At 64.7% G+C, this 22,661-nt stretch carries 23 protein-coding genes; 10 read left to right on the top strand and 13 right to left on the bottom strand.

The features are described 5' to 3' along the window. Positions 1–19: 19 nt before the first annotated feature. On the bottom strand, positions 20–1,141 hold the full coding sequence (locus O4220_RS15310) for an ABC transporter ATP-binding protein (RefSeq protein ID WP_269605642.1): 1,122 nt from the start codon (positions 1,139–1,141) through the stop codon (positions 20–22). Between the two features lie 200 nt (positions 1,142–1,341). On the opposite strand from O4220_RS15310, the gene O4220_RS15305 reads away from it, so the two are divergent. Together O4220_RS15305 and O4220_RS15300 are read left to right on the top strand one after the other, a co-directional pair. Next, on the top strand, positions 1,342–2,670 hold the full coding sequence (locus O4220_RS15305; protein WP_269605640.1) for a hypothetical protein: 1,329 nt from the start codon (positions 1,342–1,344) through the stop codon (positions 2,668–2,670). After that, positions 2,667–3,764 (top strand): hypothetical protein, encoded by a 1,098-nt coding sequence (locus O4220_RS15300; RefSeq protein WP_269605638.1) that lies wholly within the window; start codon positions 2,667–2,669, stop codon positions 3,762–3,764. Before O4220_RS15305 ends, O4220_RS15300 begins: the two co-directional genes overlap by 4 nt. Before the next feature lie 33 nt (positions 3,765–3,797). Here O4220_RS15300 and O4220_RS15295 read toward each other — a convergent pair whose 3' ends face one another. Both O4220_RS15295 and O4220_RS15290 read right to left on the bottom strand, forming a co-directional pair. Next, a complete protein-coding gene (locus tag O4220_RS15295) occupies positions 3,798–4,109 on the bottom strand; it encodes a hypothetical protein (RefSeq protein ID WP_141215839.1) in 312 nt (103 codons plus the stop codon). Positions 4,110–4,191: 82 nt separating this feature from the next. Then, positions 4,192–4,725 (bottom strand): CGNR zinc finger domain-containing protein, encoded by a 534-nt coding sequence (locus O4220_RS15290; RefSeq protein WP_269605634.1) that lies wholly within the window; start codon positions 4,723–4,725, stop codon positions 4,192–4,194. A 39-nt stretch (positions 4,726–4,764) separates the two neighbouring features. On the opposite strand from O4220_RS15290, the gene O4220_RS15285 reads away from it, so the two are divergent. Beyond that, positions 4,765–5,766, top strand: coding sequence for an EamA family transporter (locus O4220_RS15285; RefSeq protein WP_269605632.1), 1,002 nt, complete (start codon positions 4,765–4,767; stop codon positions 5,764–5,766). A gap of 7 nt (positions 5,767–5,773) precedes the next feature. Here the strand turns inward: O4220_RS15285 and O4220_RS15280 are convergent, their stop codons facing one another. After that, positions 5,774–6,418, bottom strand: coding sequence for a TetR/AcrR family transcriptional regulator (locus tag O4220_RS15280; RefSeq protein ID WP_269605630.1), 645 nt, complete (start codon positions 6,416–6,418; stop codon positions 5,774–5,776). Positions 6,419–6,491: 73 nt separating this feature from the next. Here O4220_RS15280 and O4220_RS15275 point away from each other — a divergent pair, with 73 nt between their 5' ends. The 3 genes from O4220_RS15275 to O4220_RS15265 are packed head-to-tail and all read left to right on the top strand — an operon-like array spanning position 6,492 to position 9,573. After that, positions 6,492–7,358, top strand: a complete 867-nt coding sequence (locus tag O4220_RS15275) for an SDR family oxidoreductase (protein ID WP_269605627.1) — start codon at positions 6,492–6,494, stop codon at positions 7,356–7,358. Positions 7,359–7,385: 27 nt separating this feature from the next. Then, positions 7,386–8,876, top strand: coding sequence for a flavin-containing monooxygenase (locus O4220_RS15270; protein WP_269605625.1), 1,491 nt, complete (start codon positions 7,386–7,388; stop codon positions 8,874–8,876). Then, the gene (locus tag O4220_RS15265; protein WP_269606296.1) at positions 8,863–9,573 is read left to right on the top strand and encodes an NADPH-dependent F420 reductase; all 711 of its coding nucleotides are present in this window, start codon (positions 8,863–8,865) and stop codon (positions 9,571–9,573) included. Before O4220_RS15270 ends, O4220_RS15265 begins: the two co-directional genes overlap by 14 nt. Positions 9,574–9,598: 25 nt before the next feature. Here the strand turns inward: O4220_RS15265 and O4220_RS15260 are convergent, their stop codons facing one another. The 5 genes from O4220_RS15260 to O4220_RS15240 all read right to left on the bottom strand — a co-directional run bounded on the left by O4220_RS15260 (position 9,599) and on the right by O4220_RS15240 (position 14,475). After that, entirely contained in the window at positions 9,599–9,880 is a 282-nt protein-coding gene (locus O4220_RS15260; protein ID WP_269605623.1) for a protealysin inhibitor emfourin, read from the bottom strand. A 10-nt stretch (positions 9,881–9,890) separates the two neighbouring features. Then, positions 9,891–10,943 (bottom strand): M4 family metallopeptidase, encoded by a 1,053-nt coding sequence (locus O4220_RS15255; protein ID WP_269605620.1) that lies wholly within the window; start codon positions 10,941–10,943, stop codon positions 9,891–9,893. Positions 10,944–11,034: 91 nt separating this feature from the next. Continuing rightward, the gene (surE, locus tag O4220_RS15250) at positions 11,035–11,784 is read right to left on the bottom strand and encodes a 5'/3'-nucleotidase SurE (protein WP_269605618.1); all 750 of its coding nucleotides are present in this window, start codon (positions 11,782–11,784) and stop codon (positions 11,035–11,037) included. Continuing rightward, entirely contained in the window at positions 11,781–12,734 is a 954-nt protein-coding gene (locus O4220_RS15245) for a 1-phosphofructokinase family hexose kinase (protein ID WP_269605616.1), read from the bottom strand. The genes surE and O4220_RS15245 overlap by 4 nt, the downstream gene beginning before the upstream one ends. Positions 12,735–12,801: 67 nt before the next feature. Further along, the gene (locus tag O4220_RS15240; protein ID WP_269605614.1) at positions 12,802–14,475 is read right to left on the bottom strand and encodes a phospholipase D family protein; all 1,674 of its coding nucleotides are present in this window, start codon (positions 14,473–14,475) and stop codon (positions 12,802–12,804) included. Positions 14,476–14,529: 54 nt separating this feature from the next. On the opposite strand from O4220_RS15240, the gene O4220_RS15235 reads away from it, so the two are divergent. Further along, complete coding sequence (locus O4220_RS15235) at positions 14,530–15,378, top strand: aldo/keto reductase (protein WP_269605611.1); 849 nt, start codon at positions 14,530–14,532, stop codon at positions 15,376–15,378. 57 nt (positions 15,379–15,435) lie between these two features. On the opposite strand, the gene O4220_RS15230 is transcribed toward O4220_RS15235, so the two are convergent. Both O4220_RS15230 and O4220_RS15225 read right to left on the bottom strand, forming a co-directional pair. Continuing rightward, on the bottom strand, positions 15,436–16,074 hold the full coding sequence (locus O4220_RS15230) for a 3-oxoacid CoA-transferase subunit B (protein ID WP_269605608.1): 639 nt from the start codon (positions 16,072–16,074) through the stop codon (positions 15,436–15,438). Then, the gene (locus tag O4220_RS15225; RefSeq protein WP_269605606.1) at positions 16,071–16,832 is read right to left on the bottom strand and encodes a CoA transferase subunit A; all 762 of its coding nucleotides are present in this window, start codon (positions 16,830–16,832) and stop codon (positions 16,071–16,073) included. Before O4220_RS15225 ends, O4220_RS15230 begins: the two co-directional genes overlap by 4 nt. Before the next feature lie 142 nt (positions 16,833–16,974). On the opposite strand from O4220_RS15225, the gene O4220_RS15220 reads away from it, so the two are divergent. Beyond that, entirely contained in the window at positions 16,975–17,757 is a 783-nt protein-coding gene (locus O4220_RS15220) for an IclR family transcriptional regulator (RefSeq protein ID WP_269605604.1), read from the top strand. Here the strand turns inward: O4220_RS15220 and O4220_RS15215 are convergent. Next, positions 17,754–18,026: a hypothetical protein gene (locus O4220_RS15215; protein WP_269605602.1), complete on the bottom strand. Its 273-nt coding sequence runs from the start codon at positions 18,024–18,026 to the stop codon at positions 17,754–17,756. The two genes, O4220_RS15220 and O4220_RS15215, sit on opposite strands and share 4 nt — an antisense overlap. A gap of 140 nt (positions 18,027–18,166) precedes the next feature. Between O4220_RS15215 and O4220_RS15210 the strand changes: the two genes are divergently transcribed. After that, on the top strand, positions 18,167–20,506 hold the full coding sequence (locus O4220_RS15210; RefSeq protein ID WP_269605600.1) for a DUF222 domain-containing protein: 2,340 nt from the start codon (positions 18,167–18,169) through the stop codon (positions 20,504–20,506). Between the two features lie 33 nt (positions 20,507–20,539). On the opposite strand, the gene O4220_RS15205 is transcribed toward O4220_RS15210, so the two are convergent. Further along, a complete protein-coding gene (locus O4220_RS15205; protein WP_269605599.1) occupies positions 20,540–21,685 on the bottom strand; it encodes an NADH:flavin oxidoreductase in 1,146 nt (381 codons plus the stop codon). A 65-nt stretch (positions 21,686–21,750) separates the two neighbouring features. Between O4220_RS15205 and O4220_RS15200 the strand changes: the two genes are divergently transcribed. Continuing rightward, on the top strand, positions 21,751–22,605 hold the full coding sequence (locus O4220_RS15200) for a sulfurtransferase (RefSeq protein ID WP_269605598.1): 855 nt from the start codon (positions 21,751–21,753) through the stop codon (positions 22,603–22,605). The last annotated feature ends 56 nt before the right edge of the window (positions 22,606–22,661 follow it).

The raw sequence follows: 22,661 nt of genomic DNA, 5'->3' as shown, positions 1-22,661 counted from the left end.
GATGAGGGGAGTGGGATGGTTACGCCACGTAAAGCGGTGATCGGTCTCGGGCAGGTGTGTCCTCGGGCGCCCAGATCAGGCGCCGCCCGGTTTCGGGGTCGAACAGATGCACGTCCGCGGGCTCGACCCGGATGGAGATCGGGCTTCCGACGCGGGCCGGAGACGGTCGAGAAGCTCGGATGCACAACGTGTTCGAGCCTGCACGAATGTGGACGAGCTCCTCGCTGCCGAGGTTCTCCACCGTCGTGACGTCGGCTTGAAGGCGAGTGGATGCGTCCGTGATGTGCATCTTCTCCGGCCTGATGCCGACTGTGACCGGCTGATCGGTATGTGCGCCCGCCACGATCCCCAGGGGAATGTTCACTCCTGGAGCCACGGCGTGAAGTTCGCCTCGATGCGCCGTGACGGTGGCGTCGAACAGGTTCATCGGCGGGGCACCGAGGAATCCGGCCACGAAGACCGATTTCGGGGTGTCGTAGAGCTCGGACGGTGTGCCGACCTGTTCGATGCGGCCGTTGTCCATCAGCGCGATTCGCGTCGCCATCGTCATGGCCTCCACCTGATCGTGTGTGACGTAGAGGAAGGTGGTGCCGATTCGCCGATGCAGTTCGATCAACTCGGTGCGGGTGGCACTGCGAAGCTTGGCGTCGAGATTGGACAGGGGCTCGTCCATCAGAAACGCGCCGGGATCTCGAACCATGGCCCGAGCCAAAGCAACTCGCTGCCGCTGCCCACCGGAGAGTTCGGCCGGTCGTCTGTTCAACAGCTCGCTCAGATCGAGGGCCGTGGCAACGGAGGCCACCGAATCCGCAATGCGTCTACGGGAGAATTTGCGTGACCGAAGCGGGAAGCCGATGTTCTTGGCCACGCTCAGGTGCGGATAGAGCGCGTAGCTCTGAAACACCATCGCAAGGTCTCGGTCACGCGGCGGCACGACTGTGATGTCTGTGCCATCGAGCAGAATTCGGCCGCCGCTCGGCTGGGCCAGGCCTGCGACCAGTCGAAGCAGGGTCGACTTCCCGCAGCCGCTCGGTCCGAGTAGAACCAGGAATTCGCCGTCGGCGATGTCGAGATGTATCTCCGTCAACGCGTAGCTGCTGCCGAACTTCTTGGAGACGGATTCGAGCTGTATTCGGGCCACCGCAACCCCTCACCTGGTGCTGTCGAATTTGATGGCCCCATGCCAACACTCGGTGATGTATTCGAGGTGAACGCAGTGCGGTCGTCGTGACCGGTAGGATGCAGAGCAACCTCGGTGAGCTGGAACGATAGGTTGTCGCACTCGACCGATCGTCAACGCAACAGCGCCAAAACCTTCCTTTGGGTCTGTATTGTCGTCTCGTGCCCGACGGTAGAAGATGCGACGCCATCATCGACATCTCTGTCATCGTCACGGTGGTGGCCCTCGGTGTCGTCGCGGCCGGCCTGCTTCGATCGCCGGAGTCGGCTGTTGCCGTCGGTGATTCCGAAGTTGTGTCCGAGCCGATCGAGTATCCGGTGGACATCCCGGGCTGTTCGGAGGTCGAGCCGCCCCCGTCGAGTGAGGGTGCAATCTTCGTATCTTCGTCGTCCATCGGAGGCGAGACTCCGTCCTACGACGATCCCGCCTATCCGTGGCTCACCTCGGGTAAGGCCGGTGCCATGTCCGACGCCGTTCTCGCCGCGCTACCAACGGACGTCACCGTCGAACTGGCCGCCCCATCCCAGTCTCTGACCTTCCAACCGATCGACGACCTCGGCGGTACTGCACCGGAGGGCTTCGAGCCCAGCACGAGCGCGACGGGAACATTGACCCGGGCCGACTCGTCTGCGTACGCAAGCGTCGACGTTCGGCCGTCCGAGACCGGCGTACCCGCCTGTGTCGCAGGCGCTCTCGATGCGCGAACCAGCAACTCCGACGGCACCGTCGTCGACACCAACGACAATTGGTACGAGTACGGCGGTAACCGAACTCACTTCCGCACGGCCACCGCCTATCATCCGGACGGGACGCAGGTGACCGCCAATCTCACGGACACCGAATCGGACGAGTTTCCACTGGAGGCATCCGAGCTGGCCGACATCGCGGCGCTGCCGGATCTGCGTGTCACGGTCGCTGCGCCGGCGGGAAGTGCTGCACCACGTGAGGATTGCAGTCTCTGGACATCGGATTCCGGAACTTCACAGGATGTTCGGGCCGATTCCGTCGCCGCGGCGAACGACGCGTTGACGATCGCGTGGGAGTCGCTGCCCGACGCGCCGCGGCTCGATCGACCGATCGGGTCCCTTGTTCCCGGCTATTACGGCTCTGGGGTGTGCACCGATCTCGAAGTTGTCGGTACCGATATCGCGATGTCCATTTCCGTGGCCGGAGGTATGGAACTTCCGGTGCCACTCGATCCCTACGATCCAGAGTCCGCGTACGGCCCCGTCATCGAAACACGAACGCTGCCCGACGGTTCGGTGGTCGAAAGTTACGACGCCGACATCATGAACAGCTTCGTCTCCGAGGACGGCGCCACACAGCTCACCCGTTCGGTGACGGTGACACGACCGTCCGGGGTGCAGGTGTCGGTCCGCTCGACGGTCGACCTCGAGCCCACCCAGTACGCACCGCTGGTGTTGCCGGAACCACTGTCTTTCGAGGTGCTCGATGCTGTGGCGCAGGCTCCGATTGCGCAGTGGCCATGACCGATTCGCAGAGAAGGTCCACAATCGGCGCAGGAGTTGCGGTCGCTGTCGCCGCCGTATCCGTCGTCGCTGCAGTCGTCGTGGTATCGATGCAGGATGTTCCCGTCGAACAGCCGTCGGATATCCAGGCGATGACACCGACATTCTCGGAGGAGACGACCAGTACGCAGGCATTGGCCGGGCCCATCCTCGACCCGACGTGGCAGATCGACGTGGAGACAGTCTACGGACGCAAATTCGCCGAATTTCGTTCTCCCGCAGCAAATCTGCAATTCGATTCGAGCGTCACCGGGGTGATCGACGTCGGTGATGTTCTCGTCACTGCAGCGGGACTGCCGAATCCTCGATCGTATTCCGTGGATTCGATCGAGTTCGTGGCCATCGATGCCGAGGGCGGCGATGTCCGCTGGAAGAAGTCACCCGGCAATGTCGACCAATGCGCAAGCGAGCCTGTGGGCACCGACATCGTCTGTCTGGATTCCTATTCCGACGTCCCGTCGATCGTGAGGATCGGCGTGGACGACGGGGAGGCACGGAGAACGCCGATCCCCGAAGCCTGGTTCCCGTACGCCATCGAGAGCGACGGGCAGTCCGTCTTCCTGCTCGAGGGCAACCCCGAGGACGGCGAATCGGTGCTGCACGGTGGTTCCATCGATGCCCTCGATCGGATGTGGTCGCGCCCGATCACGTCCTTCGCGGGCTGGGATGGCGTCGAGGGCCCGCTGATTCACGTGTCCGATGGGCGTGGTCTCGTCACCCTCGGCGGCGAGGCGACGTTCTTCGATCCGCAGACCGGTGCGCCGCTCGAGGGGCTCGAATTGAATTCCGACGCAACCATCGTCGACGCAGGCGGTGCGGACGTGTGGACGCTGCGTGATCCGTACGCGTCCGAGACGACCGTCGGCAACACCGCTTATTCGTTCGAGGAGAACGCGCTCGTCGCCACCACGGAATCGGACGACGTGCGGTGGCGATGGCCACTGCCCGAAAGATCCGACGGATTCACGGAGTCGGGTTCGATCGTCGAGACGCGGTCCGGGGTGTTCTTCCTCGGGACCGATTCGATGGTGCGTCTCGAATCGGTCCCATCATGACCTCGTGATTCACCGAAAGCACAGCACGTCGAACTATTCGCGGTGGGGAGTGCGTTCACCGGTGTTCGGATCCACGTCGAACAGTTGGTCGGTGCTGTCGGGTGCGTAGACGACGGTGTCGATTTCCCGGGCGCGCCGTCGGGCACCGTCTCGAACAGCGAAGAATGCGGCACCGAACAGCACGACGACGGTGACACCGGCAACGATGGCCCACCCTTCGAAGCCGCCCGCCAAGGCGGCGATCAGACCGCCTGCGGCCGCGATTCCGGCGAAAATCAAGATGACGGCCAACATGTTCTCGACCGCACGTGCCCAGCTTGTCTTGGAAGGCCTTTTCTCGACCATGGGGGATGTTCCTCTCGCTAAGTTCCATCCCCGGATACCCGGAAGTCCGTCGACTATGCCGTCGGCCTCGAGGAGCCCTCCGCTACTGGGCCTTGCGTGCCCGGTACGCGGCGACCGCCGCACGGTTGCCGCAGGTTGTGCTGCAGAACCGGCGAGAGCGGTTTCTGGAGAGGTCGAGAACCAGCCCGTTGCAATCGGGGTCGGCACAGACGTCGAAGCGGGACAGCTCGTCGGCGCGGATGACGTCGATCATCGCCATTGCGGTTTCTACGACGATGCGGGTCGCGAGCGGACTGTCGTCGGCCACAGCGTGGATGTGCCAGTCGAGGTCCCCGTGACGCACCAGACGCGGCAGCGCAGAGGACTCGGCCAGCAGGCGGTTCACCTCGACGACTGCGTCGTCGCGGCTGCTGGTGAGCAGCGCTCGCAGCGTCGGTCGCAGGGCCCGGACGGCGTCCAGCTCTGCGTCGTCGCCGTCGAACCGCCCGGAGTAGCCCTGCTCGGTGATGAACTCGGCCAGCTCGCTGCGTGTGGTCAACGTGTCCGGATCCTCAGCGGAATTGACCAATGCCACGGCGGACAGAAGCGACAGTTCTGCGTCATGAGCAAAAAGCATGTTGACACCTTACCAAGTCGGTCTCTACTGTCACATGTCATGACGGCTTACACTCATGACACGACGGTGGATCTCGCGGCCACCCACGACGCTGCTGCGCGCTCGCGCCGGCTTTCGGGGCTCGGGTTCGCGTTGCTCTCGGCCGCGTCCTTCGGGCTTTCCGGCTCACTCGCCACGGGATTGCTCGACGCCGGCTGGACGGCCGGGGCCGCGGTGACCGCGCGGATTCTGTTGGCGGCAGCGGTGTTGCTGATTCCGTCGATCCTGGCGCTACGCGGCCGCTGGAGGCTGCTGGCCAAGAACTGGAAGCTGATCGCGGCGTACGGAGCGTTCGCGGTCGCAGGCTGTCAACTCGCCTTCTTCAACGCGGTCGGTCGCATGGAGGTGGGTGTAGCGCTGCTCATCGAATTCACCTCGCCGGTGGCCGTCATCGGGTGGATGTGGTTCCGCCATCACCAACGCCCGGGCCGCCTGACCCTGGTGGGTGCACTGTTGGCCGCAATGGGTCTGGTGCTCGTGCTCGACCTGATCTCCGGTGCCGACGTCGATACCGTCGGCGTGCTGTGGGCACTCGGCGCGATGGCCGGTGCAGCCGTCTACTGGGTGCTCTCTGCCGACGAGAGCAACGGACTTCCGCCGATCGTGCTCGCAGGCGGAGGGTTGCTCGCGGGCGGGCTGATCCTGCTGGTTGCCGGGCTCGTCGGAATCGTGCCGTTCGCAGCCCCGCTGACCGATGTCACCTTCGTCGATGCCGTTGTGCCGTGGTGGGTTCCGATCATCGGGCTCGGAGTGGTGACGGCAGCGCTTGCCTACGTCCTCGGGATCGCCGCGGGTCGACGCCTCGGCTCGAGGCTGGCGTCGTTCATGGGTCTGATGGAAGTTGTTGCGGCACTGGTGTTCGCGTGGCTGCTACTCGGTCAAGCACCGGCACCGATCCAACTCGCCGGTGGCGCACTGATCCTGCTCGGTGTTGTCGTCGTCAAATCCGGTGAACGCGCCACCGCGGACGAGCCTGTGGAACCGCTGCAGAGCAGGGAGTGACAGCTGCTCAGCCGTCGACGCGTCCGAACACCACCGCGGCCAGGATGGTGTGGGCACTGGCTATCACCGAGTCCAGGGGTTCGCGTTCGGTGGACAGCAGCCATTGCTGAGCGATGGTGAGGACCGCACCCACCAGTCCCATCGCCAGTGTTCGACGGTTGGGCCCGGCCAGGCCACGGCTGGACCCGACGGTCTCGGCCACCTGTAGCACCGTCGCGGAGAACGAGGTGGTGGTCTTGCGGTACAGCGCGTCGACGGTGGGCGATACGCCGAGGATTTCCACGAAGGCGATGCGTGCAGACTTGGGCTGTTCGGCGACAAACGTGAAGAAGCCGGTGAGGGCTCCGCGGAGCACCTGCTCGCTGGAGTTCGTCTCTGCGGCAGCTCCGGCGAGAATGCTCTCGCGCATGGCGTCGGTGGCGCGGGCATAGGTCGCCATCAGCAGGTCCTCGCTGTTGGTGAACGACTCGTAGAAGTAGCGCTTGGTCAGGCCCGCCTCGCTGCACACCTTCTCCACCGTTGCGGTCCGATAGCCGGTGGTGCCGAAGACTTCGACGGCTGCGTCGAGCAGGCGTATCCGACGCTCCTGCTGCCGCTGTTGCGGATCGGCACCTCGGTAGGTGCGGCCGACTTCACTGTGATGCGTAGTCACACACAGATCTTGACACCGCTCGGTATCAGATGCAAAGTGTTCGCAGACAAGCATTCGGATCGAGGGGGAGCACATGGCGGCGTCGACGCTACGGAACAAGGTGGTTCTGATCACCGGAGCAGCACGGGGAATCGGTGCCGCCACTGCACGTGACCTGGCAGGCAAAGGTGCCCGGCTGGTACTCGTCGACGTCGACGAGGCCCCGCTGCGCGAGCTGGCGACGCAGCTGAAGGCCGAGGCGTTCGTCGCCGACGTCCGAAATCTGGACGACATGCAGCGCGCAGTCGACGGCGGTATCGCGGCCTACGGGGGTATCGATCTGGTGCTCGCCAACGCGGGTATCGCCAGCTACGGATCGATCATGCAGGTGGATCCGGCCACGTTCCAGCGGGTCATGGACATCAACGTGATGGGCGTGTTCAACACCGTCCGCGCCGCACTACCGTCGCTGATAGAACGCAACGGCTACATCCTCGTCGTCTCCTCGCTGGCAGCGTTCACCCCCTGCCCCGGTCTGGCGGCCTACAACGCGAGCAAGGCTGCGGCCGAGCATTTCGCGAATGCGCTTCGGCTGGAAGTGAACTACCGAGGAGTCGATGTCGGCTCCGCCCACATGGCCTGGATCGATACCCCGATGGTGCAGGACGCGAAGTCCGATCTCACCGCATTCCAGGATTTGCTTGCGGTACTGCCCGGCCCCCTCGGGAAGACGATGACCGTCGAGCAGTGTGTCGACGCGTTCGTCGACGGTCTGGCCAAGCGCAAGCGTCGCGTCTACGTACCGCGCTGGGTGGGTGCAGCGTCCTGGTTCAAGGCCGTCATCACCTCGCGCGTCGGCGATCGCAGCATGCTGGCGCACGTGCCGACCATCCTGCCCAAGATGGACGAAGAAGTAGCTCGCCTCGGTAGGTCCGAGAGCGCTCGCAACAAGACCAGCTGACCCCCCACCGAAGGAATCGTTGCTGATATGACTGCCGTACTGACCACCCCCGAGGTCGATGTCCTCATCATCGGTGCCGGCCTGTCCGGCATCGGGGCCGCGCGTCATCTCGGGCACGATCTGCCCGGGAAGACGTACACCATCCTGGAGAGCCGCGGCGCGATCGGTGGCACGTGGGATCTGTTCCGCTACCCCGGTATTCGCTCCGATTCCGACATGTACACCCTGGGGTACAGCTTCAAGCCGTGGATGGGCGAGAAGTCCATCGCCGACGGCACCGACATTCGCAACTACATCGTCGAAACTGCCCGAGAAGCAGGCGTCGACAAGCACATTCGGTACCACCACAAGGTGATTGCCCTCGAATGGTCGTCCGAGCAGCAGTTCTGGACGGTGACCGCGCAGCGTAGCGATACCGACGAGACAGTCACGATCACCGCGTCGTTCGTGTTCTCCTGCAGCGGTTACTACAACTACGACAAGGGCTTCAGTCCGGAGTTCGCCGGCCAGGAGAATTTCGGTGGGCAGGTCATCCACCCGCAGCACTGGCCGGAGGATCTGGACTACGCGGGCAAGAAGATCGTCGTCATCGGCAGTGGCGCAACGGCAATTACGTTGGCTCCCAACCTTGCTCGCGAGGCCGAGCACGTGACGTTGCTGCAGCGGTCGCCGAGCTACATCCTCTCGCTGCCGTCCAAGGATCCGATCGCGCAGACACTGCGAAAGCGACTGCCGAAGAAATTGGCGTACAGCGTGACCCGGCTCAAGAACGTGTCGATGGCCATGTTGATCTTCACGTTGAGTCAGAAGTACCCGGAATTCATGAAGAAGCGGATCCGGAAACTGCAGGAGGGCTGGCTGCCGAAGGGATACGACCTCGACACGCACTTCACCCCGTCCTACAACCCGTGGGATCAGCGCCTGTGCCTGGTGCCCGACAACGACCTGTTCCGCTCGATCCGCAAGGACGAGGTCTCGATCGTCACCGATCACATCGACAGCTTCACCGAGACCGGCCTGAAGTTGAAGTCCGGCCAGCACCTCGACGCCGATATCGTCGTCACCGCAACGGGATTGAACCTGTCCGCACTCGGCGGCGCGACGTTCCGCGTCGACGGTGAGGACGTGGATCTGCCCAGCACCATGGCGTACAAGGGCATGATGCTCACCGGCATCCCCAACTTCGCTTTTGTCGTCGGGTACACCAACGCGTCGTGGACGCTCAAGGCCGACATGGTGTCGAACTACGTCATGCGGCTTCTCGCTCACATGGACGAGAACGGGTACAGCACCGTCGAGCTCGAACGCGATCCCTCCGTCGCCGAAGAACCGTTTCTCGATTTTGCCGCCGGTTACGTGCTGCGGGCCGTCGACAACTTCCCGAGGCAGGGCAGCGAAACCCCGTGGAAGCTGCGGATGAACTATTTCCGTGACCTGCCGGTTCTGCGGTACGGCAAGCTCGTGGACAAGGCGATGAAGTTCGGTCGGCCCCGATCGAAGGTCTCTGTGGGTTCCTGACGGGAATAGATCTCGTCCCGGATCGTTTGTTCCGGACATGAAAATTGGCATCATCGGAAGTGGACAGATCGGCGGCACGCTCACGCGCCGTCTCGCAGCACTCGGACACGAGGTTCGGTTCTCCAACTCACGAGATCCGGAGACTCTTGCCGACCTGGCGGCCGAAACCGGAGCGACCGCGGTGTGGGCCGCGGATGCCGCGGAGGATGCCGACCTCGTCATTCTGAGTATCCCGCAGAAGAACGTTCCGGATCTCGCTGCAGGAATCACCAGTGCTCGTAAGCCCGGGGCGCCGATCATCGAAACGAATAACTACTACCCGCAGCAGCGCGACGGGCTGATCGAGGAGATCGAAGGCGGAACACCCGAAAGCGTCTGGGTGGCACAGCAACTCGGTGAGCCGGTGATCAAGGCCTTCAACGGAATTTGGTACAAGCACCTGCTCGAGAAGGGCGTACCGGCCGGGACCGACGGGCGCATCGCGCTTCCGATCGCAGGCAACGGCGCCGACTCGAAGAAGTTCGTGTTCTCGGTCATCGACGAGCTCGGCTTCGACCCCGTCGATGCCGGAACCCTCGAGGATTCCTGGCGACAGCAGCCGGGGTCGCCGGTGTACGGCAAGGACTTCGGAGTCGACGCCACCGTCGAGGCACTGAGCAAGGCAACCGAAGAACGCAGCGAGGAGTGGAAGGCCTGACAGCTGGGCTGACTACAGGGCTGAACTACCTGACGCGGCCCTCGCGGAGTGTGCGCTCCGCGAGGTCGCGTAGGGGCCCGGTCAGGGCCGAATCGCCGACTCGGCACGAATGCTCGCCCACCGACACGTTCCAGACGAATGTGTCGCGGGCGTTCGACTCGGCCGCGTCGGTGGCCTGCTGATCGGCAAGGTACGGCTGCGCGGCCTCGACCAACGACTGCCATTCCGGCTCGTCGGTCTCGACGACGCCACGCTTGGACATCCCGGCGACTCCGCCGGTTCGTAGTACCTCGATGCGCAGGCTCATCTGCCCTCGATCACACCCGATTCTCGCTCGGCTTCGGTAGGGACTCAAGACCGGTTGTCTTCACCCCCACGGTAGACCAACCCGTGGCCACGGCCTCGGAAACGTCGGACCCGGCTCCGAATCGCTTGTTTGCTGCCGCGAGTGTCGCGGCGGCAAAGCCGGCAAAGTCCACGGTTGGCGTGAGTCCGCCGACGGTCATCGTGTCGAACCAGACCTGCCCGACGCGGTCCCACGCCGGGCCTCCCAGAGTGGTGGCTGCAACGGCGAACGCGCGGTTGGGGATACCCGAATTGATGTGTACGCCGCCGTCGTCCTCGGTGGTGACGACAAAATCGTCCATACTCGCCGGCTGCGGATCCTTGCCCAACACATCGTCGTCGTAGGCGGTGCCCGGCTCGAGGAGCGAGCGCAGAGCCCTCCCCTGAACGGCGGGAAGGAACAGACCTTCACCGATCAGCCACGACGCGTCCTCGGCGTTCTGCTTCGCGGTGTACTGCTCGACGAGTGCGCCGAACACGTCGGAGACGGACTCGTTCAGTGCGCCGGCCTGGTCCTTGTATTCGAGCGGGGTGGTGTACTGCGTGAACCCGTGTGCCAGTTCGTGCGCGATGACGCCGAGCGAGACAGTGAAGCGTGCGAACACCTCGCCGTCACCGTCGCCGAACACCATGCGCGAGCCGTCCCAGAACGCATTGTCGTAGTCCTGGCCGTAGTGCACCGTCGCGTCGAGGGGCAGGCCGCTGCCGTCGAGACTCGAGTAGCCGTACACCTCGTCGAAGAACGCGTACGTGGCACCGAGACCGTCGTATGCCTCGTCGGTTGCGGTATCGCCGGTGGGATCTTCACCCTCGGCGCGAACCTGCTGGCCCGGGAGGTCGCGAGTCGATTTAGCGTCGGAGATGGTGCGTTCGAGTGTGCCGCCGGTGCGCGGCGCGATGGCGGTACGTGCCTGAACGACTTCTCGTCCCGCACGCATCTCACGGTCGGCGAGCAGTGTGGCGCGGGCACCGGCTCCCTGGAGCCGTTCGAGCAGAAACGGTGGAACTACAGAATGAAACGTCATACGCGGTGACCCCCTAGGTCCGTGGCATGTGCGGTGCGTAGTTCCCAGTGTGCCCGAGGGCACCGACAATTCTCGATCCTCGGCACCGACCTCACTCGCGCATGGTCGACAGATCGATACCCTCCACCTCGCTCGGGGGACGCAGTGCGGTGACGGTCGCCCAGTTCCGGGCCAGCAGCGAGGCGTCGGAATCGTCGTCCTCCGCTCGGATCGCGTCGAACTGGACGGTCACGAAATCTTCTCCGCGGTCTCCTATTTCGGCCTGCACAGCGCCGTAGCGAGCCAGTGACGCCGGGACGATTCCGGCGAAGTCGGCGAGGGGAACGTCGGGAATGTTGACGTTGACCACGGCATCGACGGTCAGGTGCGCGACCATCCATGTCACCGCCAGGTGTGCGACGTGTTCGGCAGTCTCCCAGTGCGACGGTCGAGTGGCGAGCGAGGACAGCGCCATGGCAGGAACCCCGTGCGTCAGGGCCGTCAACGCCGCGCCCACCGTTCCCGAATGCAGAACGGCAGCACCGGTATTGGGGCCGTGATTGATGCCCGAGAGCACGAGGTCCGGTACGTCGCCGAAGGCCCCTCTCGTAGCGACGAACGCGATGAGGGCAGGCGAGGCCTGCACCGCATACGCCGTCACCTCGGGTAGTCCCTCGATCTCGGTCATCTCGATACCGAGGTGGTCGTCGACGCCCATCCCCGTCAACGAAGCGCTGGCACCACTGCGCTCCTCGTGGGGCGCGGCCACCACGACGTCGAGGCCGGCATCGAGGGCCACTCGTGCCAGCAGTGCGATGCCCGCGCTGTGCACGCCGTCGTCATTGGTGATCAGGGCTCTCATTTCTTGCCCGCCTTGCCGTACGGACGCACGTCCACCGATTCGGTCAGCCCGAGTACCAGATCTTTCCGCCCGCTACCGAGGCCACGGCGGGTGACGTTGGCGGTGCCCGCGCCTCCGCCCAGCCGTAGCGCCTCCTGCATCGACATTCCCTGGGCGATTCCGGTCGCGATACCGGCGCTCATCGAATCGCCTGCGCCGTGGTGATCGACCATCTGCAGACCCGGGGTGACGATCTCGAGTACGTCGCCCTCCACGAGAGCCAACGCCGGGTCTCCCGCTCGTGAGATCACGACGACCTCGGCACCTGCGTCGTGCATCTTTCGCATCGAATCGATCAGGTGCTTCGGATCTTCGGATTCTGCACCGCCGTCGGCGATGAGATCCTCGTGACTGACCTTGAGCACCGTGAGACCGCCGGTGAGAGCAGCCTGCATCGTCGGTCCCGACAGGTCGGCTACCACCGGGACATCGAGCGCGCGTAGGTCTGCGCACAGCCGCTCGTACACCTCGGGCGGCACGATGTCGTCGGCGTGCGGTCCGCCGAGAATTGCCACGTCGCTGCGGGCACCGGTGGCAAGTGCCGCACCGAACAGATCGTCGAGCGCATGCCTGGCCAGCGGTGGCGGATCCACCGTGGCGAGTACCTCGCGCTCTCCGCTGCGGCGGTCGTGCACGTAGGAGCCACTTTCCTGACCGATATCGATGGAGACGACGGAGATGCCCTCACTCTCTACGATGCCGCGCAGCACGGCACCGATCTCACCGCCGAAGACCCCGGCGAGCGTGACATCGAGACCGAGCACCGACGCCATCCGCGCGATCCAGTGACCCTGACCGCCTGCGTGTACGTGCAGTTCGGTACTGCCGTTCGGGGCGGCGTCGAGAGTCACCGTCAGAAGCGGAGACGGTGCGAAGACGAGGGCAGTGGGCGTACGAGAGGAGGAAGGCACCGATCGCGAATGCCCGATTTGTCAGGTCCGAAACGGAATGAGTGGGAAGGGTCGGTCGGAGATGCCGTCAGAACCTACGACGCAGGCGCATCCCGATGGGACGTCCGTCGGGGTCGACGAACAAACGGTAGGCGAGTGCTGCGAGTCGCTGTTGCCAGACGGGCGGCACCGAGATCTCGTGCTTGCGCAGTCGGCCGACGGGTCGGGACTTCGCGGACGGGTTGCGATGCCAGTTGTCGAGTGCGGTCGCGCTGGCCGCAACCACATCGAAGAACTGCTGCGGGTCGACGAGATCTGCGTCGTCGCCGTCGGCCCGTCCCAGGTGCTCGCGGATCAGTTCGAGTCTCAGGTTGCGCGCATGGGTTCTGGCACCGTCGCCGAGGCCGGCCGGGTCCACGGGTGCGCGATCGTCGCGCTGCTCGTCGACGATGGCCGCGGTCAGCTCCGAATCATGGGTCCAGGAGCGGCGATTGAAGTTGTCCGATCCCACCGCGGTCCACACGTCGTCGATGATGCAGACCTTCGAGTGCACGTATACCGGTATGCCACGGTCATTTTCGATGTCGAGCACCAGAACGCGATCACCGCCGGCCGCGCGGATGACCCCGAGCGCCGCCGAGTGTCCCAGCAGCGCAGAAGGAATGGTCAAGTTGCTGTCGTCGTCGAGGTGCTTGGGGACCACCACCACCAACCGCAGGTTCGGCTTGCGCCGCAGTGCCGCGGCGAACACGCGAGCGACGTCGACCGACCACAGATACTGATCCTCGATGTAGATCAGCTCGGTTGCTCTGTCGAGGGCTTTGGCGTACGCGCGGGCCGCGCTGCGCTCGCCCTTCGTGGCGAACGGGTAGGCAGGGCGTCGGCGGGGATAGGTACGCAACAACTGCACCGAGCACGTGCCCTGCTGCTCCGGGGCCGGCGCCGCCGGAGGGAGTTCCGACGGCTCGCGCGTCACTCCGCGCAGGAAGTCGGGAATCGCGTGCCACGGTAGGCGCGAGAGAGCCGCGGGATCTTCCCAGCGTTCGCGGAAGACGTCTTCCACGTCTCGGACCGCCGGGCCTTCGATCTGCACCTGCACGTCGTGCCATGCGGGGATTTCGCCGTACTCGGGAGGGAAGGGACGTGAGACAGGATCGCCGAAGTGATCGGCATCGTCGCGTCGGGCACGGGCCAGGTCGATGCCACCGACGAACGCGACGTCGGGCAGATCTTTCCTGCCGTACCGCACGACGACGAACTTCTGGTGGTGGCTTCCGGTCACCAGCACGCGCTGGTCGAGAATGACCTCGCCGCCTGCCTCCTCCAGCAGCAGCGCAAGCTTGCGGTTCTTGGGGCCGGTGAAACCGAGGGTCTCCATGTGGGAGCGCCACACCATGCCCTTGACGACGCCACCGCGGTGCGCGACGGCGGCCAGGGCATCCTCGACGGTCACGCCGTCGTCGGTGAGCAGCTGCTCCGGGTCTCCGCGCCAATCGGTGAAGAGCACCAGATCGTCGCGTTCGGTCTGCTCGAGGGCTCGTGCGAGTGCAGCGAAGTAGGTCTTGCCGTGCACCAGGTTCTCGACGCGGTTGCCCTCGGTCCAGGCCGAAATTCGAGTGTCGTCGTTGCCCCGCTCGGGTGCAGTGAGGAACCACGGGTGCGCGGGGTCGAAGTGGCGCTCGGGGGCAATCAGAGCGGAGGTGGACCGGCCGAATTTCTCGGCAACTCCGTCTACGACGCGCCGGATGCGCTGCACTATCACGCACGCATCATTTCACCCGGTTTGAAGGCGAGAGTGGGCGGGCACCCCGGCGATATGACTCAGGTACCCAACGTCACGCTCAGAAACGGCAAGCAGATTCCCCAGCTCGGCTTCGGCGTCTTCCAGATCGACCCGGAGGAGACCGCGAAGGCCGTCGAAACGGCGCTCGAGATCGGCTACCGGCACATCGACACAGCCGAGATGTACGGCAACGAGAAGCAGGTCGGCGAGGGCATCCGTAACTCCGGAATCGATCGCGAATCGGTCTTCGTGACCAGCAAGCTCAACAACGGCTTTCATCGGCCCGACGACGCGCGCTCGGCATTCGACAAGACGCTCAGCGACCTCGGAACCGACTACGTCGACCTCTTCCTCATCCACTGGCCGCTGCCCACCCGCTACGACGGCGATTTCGTATCCACGTGGAAGACGTTGGAGGAGTTCGCAGCCGACGGTCGCGCCCGTAACATCGGTGTCTCCAACTTCCAGCCCGCTCACCTCGATCGCCTCGCAGAGGAGACCGATACGGTCCCTGCGGTAAACCAGATCGAGGTGCACCCGTACTTCGTCAACAACGACGTGTGGGCCTACGGCCGTGAGCATGCCATCCCCACCGAGGCGTGGTCGCCGATCGCTCAGGGCAACGTCCTCGACGACACGGAAGTGCGGCGAATCGCCGACGCGGCAGGCAAATCCGTTGCGCAGGTGGTGCTCCGCTGGCACATTCAGCGCGGCAATATCATCTTCCCGAAGTCGGTCACGCCGGAGAGGGTCAAGGCCAACTTCGAGATCTTCGACTTCGAGCTCAGCTCCGCCGATGTCGACGCCATCACGGCGCTGGACAAGGGTGAGCAGGGTCGTACCGGACCGAATCCGGACACGTTCGACATGATTCCGGACTAGAACGAAACACTGTGGGCCCGAACGTCTCCGGAGACGTTCGGGCCCATAGTTGTTCGGTCAGCTCTTCAGGGTCGATCCGGTTGCGGCGGTGACCTGCTCGGTGGTCACGCCCGGTGCCAGTTCCACCAGCTCGAGCGTGCCGTCGCCGACGACGTCGATGACGGCCAAGTTGGTGACGATGCGATCGACGACGCCCTGGCCGGTGAGAGGCAGAGTGCAGGCGTCGAGGATCTTGGGGTTGCCGGCACGGTCGGTGTGTTCCATGACGACGATGACGCGCCTGGCACCGTGTACGAGGTCCATCGCGCCGCCCATACCCTTGACCATCTTGCCGGGCACCATCCAGTTGGCGAGGTCGCCGGTGCGGGAGACCTGCATGCCGCCGAGCACCGCTGTGTCGATGTGGCCGCCGCGGATCATCCCGAAGCTCAACGACGAATCGAAGTACGCTGCACCGGGATTGACGGTGACAGTCTCCTTGCCGGCGTTGATGAGATTGGCGTCGACCTTGTCCTCTGTTGGGTAAGGTCCGGTGCCCAGGATGCCGTTCTCCGAGTGCAGGGTGACCTTGACGTCATCGGTCAGATATCCCGGGATCAGTGTCGGCAATCCGATGCCGAGGTTGACGTATTCGCCGTCGATCATCTCCGCCGCGGCGCGTTCGGCCATCTGATCGCGTGTCCATCCTGCACTCATGCTCGAACTCCTGAACTGACGGTGCGCTTTTCGATGCGCTTGTCCTGTGGCCCGGTATGCACGACGCGTTGAACGAACACGCCGGGAAGATGTACGTGGGCTGGGTCGATCTCGCCCGGCTCCACGAGATTCTCTACCTGCGCGATGGTGATTCTGCCGGCCATCGCGGCGAGGGGGTTGAAGTTCATCGCAGTCTTGTCGAACACGAGATTGCCTGCTGTATCGCCAGTTTCGGCGTGCACCAGCGCGAAGTCGGCGTTGATCGACTCTTCGAGTACGTACCGCTTGTCGCCGAACACTCGCGTTTCCTTGGGCGGCGATGCGATCGAGACCGAGCCGTCGGCGTTGTATCGCCACGGCATTCCGCCGTCGGCGATGGGGCTGCCGACTCCGGCGGGGGTGAAGAATGCGGGAACGCCGTTGCCGCCGGCGCGGAGTCGTTCGGCGAGCGTGCCCTGAGGGGTCAGCTCGACCTCGAGTTCGCCGGCGAGGTACTGCCGGGCGAATTCCTTGTTCTCGCCGACGTACGAGGCGGTGACGCGGCGAATGCGTCCGGCGGCCAACAGGATTCCCAGTCCGTAGCCATCGACGCCGCAGTTGTTGGAGAACACTTCGAGCTCGTCGGCGTCGGTGTTCGCGATGGCCTCGATGAGAGCGTCCGGAATGCCGCACAGTCCGAAGCCGCCGACCGCGATGGTCGCCCCACGGCCGATGTCCGCGACCGCGTCGGCAGTGGACGCGTAGGTCTTTCCTGTCACAAGAACTCCTGATGTGTTCGTTGAGCAAACGATGTGTTCAGTGAACCTGAGCTGCACTTCGATGTGGGACAAATGGCCTCGATTGCTCATTCGGTGAACGGTTCGAGAGTTGGTGTCCACTCAATGGACGTACGATCCTCGGGTGACGTCATCGGAAGCCAACGCGAGTGTGATCGGGAAGATCTGTTCGTTGCTGCGTGCAGCCGGAGCCGAGGAACCATCCGGTGCGTCCACCACCGCTCTCGCGCGGGCGGCCGGTATCGCGCGACCGACCACCCACCGCTTACTGTCCACGCTCGCGGATCAGGGATTCGTGGATCGCGACGCAGGTACCGGTCGCTGGTCGCTGGGGCCGGAGATCTACCTGCTGGGGTCGATGGCGGCCCTGCGGTACGACATCACCGACCAGGCGCGAAAAGTAGTGCAGGCGTTGGCCACCGAGAGTGGTGAGAGTGCGTTCCTGTCTGTCCGGCGGGGTTCGGAGACGGTGTGCTTGCTTCGCGTGGAGGGAAGTTTTCCGCTGCGCTCGCACGTGCTGTACGAGGGGATTCGGTTGCCGCTCGGAGTGGCGTCGGCAGGGTTGGCCATTCTTGCGCACCTACCGGATCGGGAGGTCGACGAGTATCTCGACGGCGTGAATCTGGTGCCGGAGTGGGGAGAGAGTCACTCCGCCGTGGCGATTCGCAGGCGGATAGCGCACACCCGCACCACGGGATTCGCCGTCAATCCGGCGCTGCTCGTGGAGGGTAGCTGGGGACTCGGTGCCGCCGTGTTCGATCGCGCCGACAAGCCGGCATGGGCACTGAGCTTGACCGGTGTCGAGACGCGATTCCGCGACGATCGACGACGGGAGCTGGGCAAGATGCTCCTCGACGCGGCGCACCGACTCACCGTGCAACTGGGGGAGCGGCCCAGCCCCGGCTAGCTGTCGAGCTCGTCGAGAATGTCTGCGGCGTCCTGGCTGCCTGCGGCCGCCAGTCTCTGGAGCTCGAGGCGATCACCGCGTTCACCGGCAAGTTCGACCAGGATGTCGACGGCATCGGTACTGCCTGCATCGGCGAGGGCGCGCAGTTCGGCGAGGTCGTTTCGAGAGCCTGCGAGTTCGACCAACTGGTCGAGTGCATCCTGATCGCCTGTGCTTGCCTGGGCGCGCAACTCGGACAGCTCGGCCGCGGTGGAATCGGGCTCGGTCATGGGTCGAAGTGTAGAACGATCTGGCGAATTGTGGCAGGCCAGCCGACCTTCTCGAGGCTCGAGCGTTCTTGTCGGTGGGTCGAGATAGTCTTCATTCTGTTCGAACATGCGTTCTTGTTTCGGCTCACCGGGGGGTGAAAATGGGTGCAGTACCGACCGTGTCGCTGGAGGCGTTGACCGCTGCCGCACAGGCAGAGAATCGTCTTGCGTCTCGTAAGATTTCCGCCTGCTACGACGTCCATCGGAGCTGGATCACCCACGACACCAAGTACAAGCACTACAGCCGGTACGGACGCACCGAGATGGCAGTGGCGTTGGGATGTTCGGCGACGGTCGCCGAGGCGTACGTCTCCGTGGGCGTCGCCTTGCATACCCGACTTCCACTGCTGCGGTCCGCGTTCGAGGCCGGGGAGATCGACCTCCCGCGAGTCCGGACGGTGTGCCGGATCCTCGACAACCTTTCCGACGACATCGTCACGATGGTCGAGGACGAGATCGTCGAGGCGGCCCGTCGGTCGTCACCAGGTCCGCTGGAGAAGGAGATCTGGGACATCCTGCTGCGGGTCGCCCCCGAGGAAGCAGCTGCACTGCGGGAATTCGCCAAGAGGTTCCGCCACGTTTCCTACAGCCCCGCCGGGGAACTGGCCCGCATCCGGGCCGAGCTGACCGCACCCGAGGCCGCCGCCGCATGGCAACTCCTCGAGGAAATGGCCGACACCCTCTGCCCCAAAGACCCCCGCGGCAAACAAGACCGGTTGTGTGATGCGTTCATGGCCCGCATGCACGGCGAACCCCGCCTGGCATGTCTGTGCCACCGTGATGACTGCCCGAAAAAAGATGCGGCATTGCCGGATCGTCGGGTGCCGTTGACGATGGTCACCGTCGATATCGCCACCCTCATCGGGTTACTCGCGAACCCGGCGTATCTGGCCGGGCACGGATCGATCGACCCCGACCTCGCGCGTGAGTTGGCACGCAACAGTCAGTGGCAGATCCTGCTCACCGACGCAGTCACCCTCGCCGAGAAACTGGGCCTGGCCGTGCAGAACCCGGAAACCGGGGAATGGGAACGACGCTCGGGCGGTGAAAGCTCAGATCCTGCAAAGGAACCCGAGACGGAAACAGCGACGGAAGCCGGCACCGCTGCAGAAGGAGATGCAGAAGGAGATGCCGGCGCGGACTCGGCTGCTGATGCTGATGGGGGAATGGGGTCGGCCACGGATTCGGGTAGGGAGGCTGATTCCTCGAGCGAACCGACTTCGGCCAGTGCCCCTGCACCTGCACCTGCACAGGGGAATGCCTCGGCACCATCATCAGCAGCACCAGCGGAGGCACCCGAGACACCGGCGGATGAGGTCGACGAGACCGCAGATGCTGACGAGTCCGAGGGGAACGGCGAGACCGACGAGACCGAGCGGAACGACGAGTCCACGCCCGCACTTGCGACCGATCCGTCGGCAACTCCCGAACCGGACTCAGCCGATTCTGCACGGAAGCACGCCGCAACACGTGCAGGGTCACCGGTGACCGACCCGCTAGCGGAGGCAACGTCTCACACCGACCCTGAGGCAGCCGCATCGTCTGAACCCGCGACAGCATCGCAATTGCCTGCGGAACAGACATCGCCGGCACCTGACCCTGCGCCGATCGGTTCTCAATCACGCTCGTCCGCAACACCATCCGGCTCCACAGCACCCGGCTCTGCATCATCCGGTCCGATGTCAGCCGAAGGCCCGGCACCGGGAACAGCCTCGACTGCCGCTACCGCCAGCGACAACCCACACCAGCGTCGCCTGGGATCGTTGACCTCCGCCGCGGCCCTGTTCTGCACCCACACACCCGTCGGCAGGGGCACACGGCACAGCTCTGCCCTCGACCTGCCCTCCGCAACCCGGCGCACCAACCACGCCATCCGCGCAGCACACCGCACACCCTCGGGCCTCTACCTCGGCAACGCCTCCCTCGCCGCTGCACTCGAAGCCGCGATCGCCGCCGACCCCACCCTCGGAAAATCCGTCGCACGCGACCCACTGACCGACCACGCGCTGATCTACCGACCCGACACCCTCACCACCGCAGCCGTCCGCCTCCGCGACCGACACTGCCGCTTCCCCTACTGCCACCGCCCCGCCGCACACTGCCAACTCGACCACGTGATCCCCTTCGATCACGCCAACCCCCGCGGCGGCGGCTGGACGACGGTCAACAACCTCCAATGCCTCTGCGAGTTCCACCACACCGTCAAAACCGCCGGCTACTGGACAGCCGTCATGCTCCCCGGCGGCGCGATCCTGTGGACCTCCACCTCCAAGACCACCCGCATCACCCTGCCCACCAACGGCACAGCCGTACCCATCCTCGGCAACGACCTGAGACCACACATCCCCACCAAACCCAGACGATCCGGCATCATCGCCTACCCGAACCCACCCGACAACGAACAACCCGAGACAGACCAAACGGCAGCACCGCCGTTCTAGGCGATGCTGCCGTCAGACCAAGTGCCTGCTCCGTCAGACCAGGTGCTGAATGTGGTCGCGCGTGAATTCGATGCGCTCGTCCACGCGGCCGTCGCCCACCTTGTTCACCCACTCCGGATCGGACAGCAACGCGCGCCCGACGGCCACCAGATCGAACTCGTTGTCCTCGAATTGACCGACGAGCGCGTCCAATCCGGTCACTCCCGACGCAGCATCCTCCGACCATGCCGATGTGAACACCGAGTCGAGACCGACCGATCCGACGGTGATCGTCGGAACTCCGGTGAGCTTGCGGGTCCAACCGGCCAAGCCCAGCTTTCCGTCGTTACCGTCCAGCTCGGGGAACGCCGGATCCCAGTGGCGTCGGGTCGAGGCGTGCAACACGTCCACTCCGGCGTCGACCAGTGGCGTCAGGACGCGTCCGAGTTCCTCGGGATTCTGTGCGATCCGAGCGTCGAAGTGGTTGCTCTTCCACTGAGAGAATCGGTACACGATGGCGAAGTCCTCGCCGACGGCCGCACGAATCGCAGCAACGACCTGTGCGGGGAAACGGGTGCGGGCTTCGAGCGAGCCGCCGAACTCGTCGTCGCGCACGTTCGTTGTGGCCCAAAGAAACTCGTCGAGCAGGTAACCGTGAGCGCCGTGCAGTTCGAGGCCGTCGAAGCCGGTGTTCTTCGCGTTGACCGCAGCCTGTACCCACTGCGAGGTGAGTTCGTCGAGGTCGGCGTCGGTGAAGGCTCGACCGACCGAGGAGCCGTCGAGTGCAATTCCGGACGGGCTGACGGTGGTGACGTCGGGGAACAGGCGCGGCTCGGTGCCACGCTCGACCCCGAGGTGCCACAGCTGCGGAATGATTGCGCTGCCTTCGGCGTGCACTGCGTCGACGACGCCCTTCCAGCCTTCGAGGCTGGCGTCGCCGTAGATCCGTGGAACGCGAGTGTGAGGACCGGCCGCCGGGTCGGGGATGTAGGTGCCCTCGGTGATGATGAGGCCGGTGCCACCGGCTGCGCGCTTGCGGTAGTACTCGGCCACATCCGGGCCCGGGATGCCATCGGGTGAGAAGGCTCGCGTCATCGGGGCCATGGCGAAGCGGTTGCGCAGCTTCAGCGACTTGACCTCGAACGGCTCGAAGAGCCCGGTGGTGGACAGATGCTGAGTTGTGGGTGCAGTTTCGGTCACGCCTGCGCACAACCTGATGCAACACCGAGCTATTCCCCGCGCGGGGCTGTTAGCGTCGGATGCTTATGAGCCCTTCGCCGCTGATCTCTGCCGCCGAACTGCACGATCTCTTCGAGATGGGACGGGCCCCCGTCGTCCTCGACATCCGGTTCACGCTTCAGACCGGCAGCGACGGAGCAGGTTACGAGCTCGGACACATCCCGCACGCACAATTCGTCGACCTCGATGCCGATCTGGCCGCCCCGCCGGACCACGGGAGTGGAGCCAGCAGGAACGACCCGAATCACCGCGGCCGTCACCCATTGCCCGACGAGGAGACCTTCGTCGCAGCGATGCGCGGTGCCGGCGTCAGCGACGACTCCTCGGTTGTGGTCTACGACGGAGGACCGGCGACCGCGGCCGCGCGCGGCTGGTGGCTGTTGCGCTACTACGGCCACGCGGACGTGCGAGTCCTCGACGGCGGTTTGGCTCAGTGGGTGGCCGCCGGATTCCCGATCGGAACCGAACCGTCGATCGTCGCAGCCGGATCGTTCACTGCCCGGCCATCCCTGGCACGAGTTCTCGACGTGGACGACGTACTCGATTTCGCCCGAGACAACGTACTGCTCGACGCGCGGGCACCCGAACGATTCCGCGGCGAGGTGGAGCCGGTGGACCCCGTGGCCGGTCACATCCCGGGCGCGATCAACCGACCGACGACCGACAACGTCGATTCGGACGGCAAGTTCCTGGACCCCGAGGTACTCGATGGCACATTCGGTGGACTCGTGCCCGAAGGGAAAGACGTCGCTGTCTACTGCGGGTCAGGGGTGACCGCCGCGCACCAGATCCTCGCGCTCGAATTGGCGGGTATCGACGCTGCGTTGTATCCGGGATCGTGGTCGGGATGGATCACCGATCCGACGCGGCCGAGGGCATGACACCCCGGCTGAGGTGGCCGTTCATCGAACCAGGGTTGAACTTGAATCTGACTTCA

Source organism: Rhodococcus ruber (genome assembly GCF_027270735.1).
GTDB lineage: Bacteria > Actinomycetota > Actinomycetes > Mycobacteriales > Mycobacteriaceae > Rhodococcoides > Rhodococcoides rubrum_A.
This window is presented reverse-complemented; position numbering and strand designations above follow the sequence as displayed.

Bases quoted from the DNA above. Each gene is read 5' to 3' on its own strand.
- O4220_RS15300 (WP_269605638.1), top strand. From the start codon at position 2,667: ATGACCGATTCGCAGAGAAGGTCCACAATCGGCGCAGGAGTTGCGGTC.
- O4220_RS15295 (WP_141215839.1), bottom strand. From the start codon at position 4,109: ATGGTCGAGAAAAGGCCTTCCAAGACAAGCTGGGCACGTGCGGTCGAG.
- O4220_RS15290 (WP_269605634.1), bottom strand. From the start codon at position 4,725: ATGCTTTTTGCTCATGACGCAGAACTGTCGCTTCTGTCCGCCGTGGCA.
- O4220_RS15285 (WP_269605632.1), top strand. From the start codon at position 4,765: ATGACGGCTTACACTCATGACACGACGGTGGATCTCGCGGCCACCCAC.
- O4220_RS15275 (WP_269605627.1), top strand. From the start codon at position 6,492: ATGGCGGCGTCGACGCTACGGAACAAGGTGGTTCTGATCACCGGAGCA.
- O4220_RS15270 (WP_269605625.1), top strand. From the start codon at position 7,386: ATGACTGCCGTACTGACCACCCCCGAGGTCGATGTCCTCATCATCGGT.
- O4220_RS15260 (WP_269605623.1), bottom strand. From the start codon at position 9,880: ATGAGCCTGCGCATCGAGGTACTACGAACCGGCGGAGTCGCCGGGATG.
- O4220_RS15255 (WP_269605620.1), bottom strand. From the start codon at position 10,943: ATGACGTTTCATTCTGTAGTTCCACCGTTTCTGCTCGAACGGCTCCAG.
- surE (WP_269605618.1), bottom strand. From the start codon at position 11,784: ATGAGAGCCCTGATCACCAATGACGACGGCGTGCACAGCGCGGGCATC.
- O4220_RS15235 (WP_269605611.1), top strand. From the start codon at position 14,530: ATGACTCAGGTACCCAACGTCACGCTCAGAAACGGCAAGCAGATTCCC.
- O4220_RS15230 (WP_269605608.1), bottom strand. From the start codon at position 16,074: ATGAGTGCAGGATGGACACGCGATCAGATGGCCGAACGCGCCGCGGCG.
- O4220_RS15215 (WP_269605602.1), bottom strand. From the start codon at position 18,026: ATGACCGAGCCCGATTCCACCGCGGCCGAGCTGTCCGAGTTGCGCGCC.
- O4220_RS15210 (WP_269605600.1), top strand. From the start codon at position 18,167: ATGGGTGCAGTACCGACCGTGTCGCTGGAGGCGTTGACCGCTGCCGCA.
- O4220_RS15200 (WP_269605598.1), top strand. From the start codon at position 21,751: ATGAGCCCTTCGCCGCTGATCTCTGCCGCCGAACTGCACGATCTCTTC.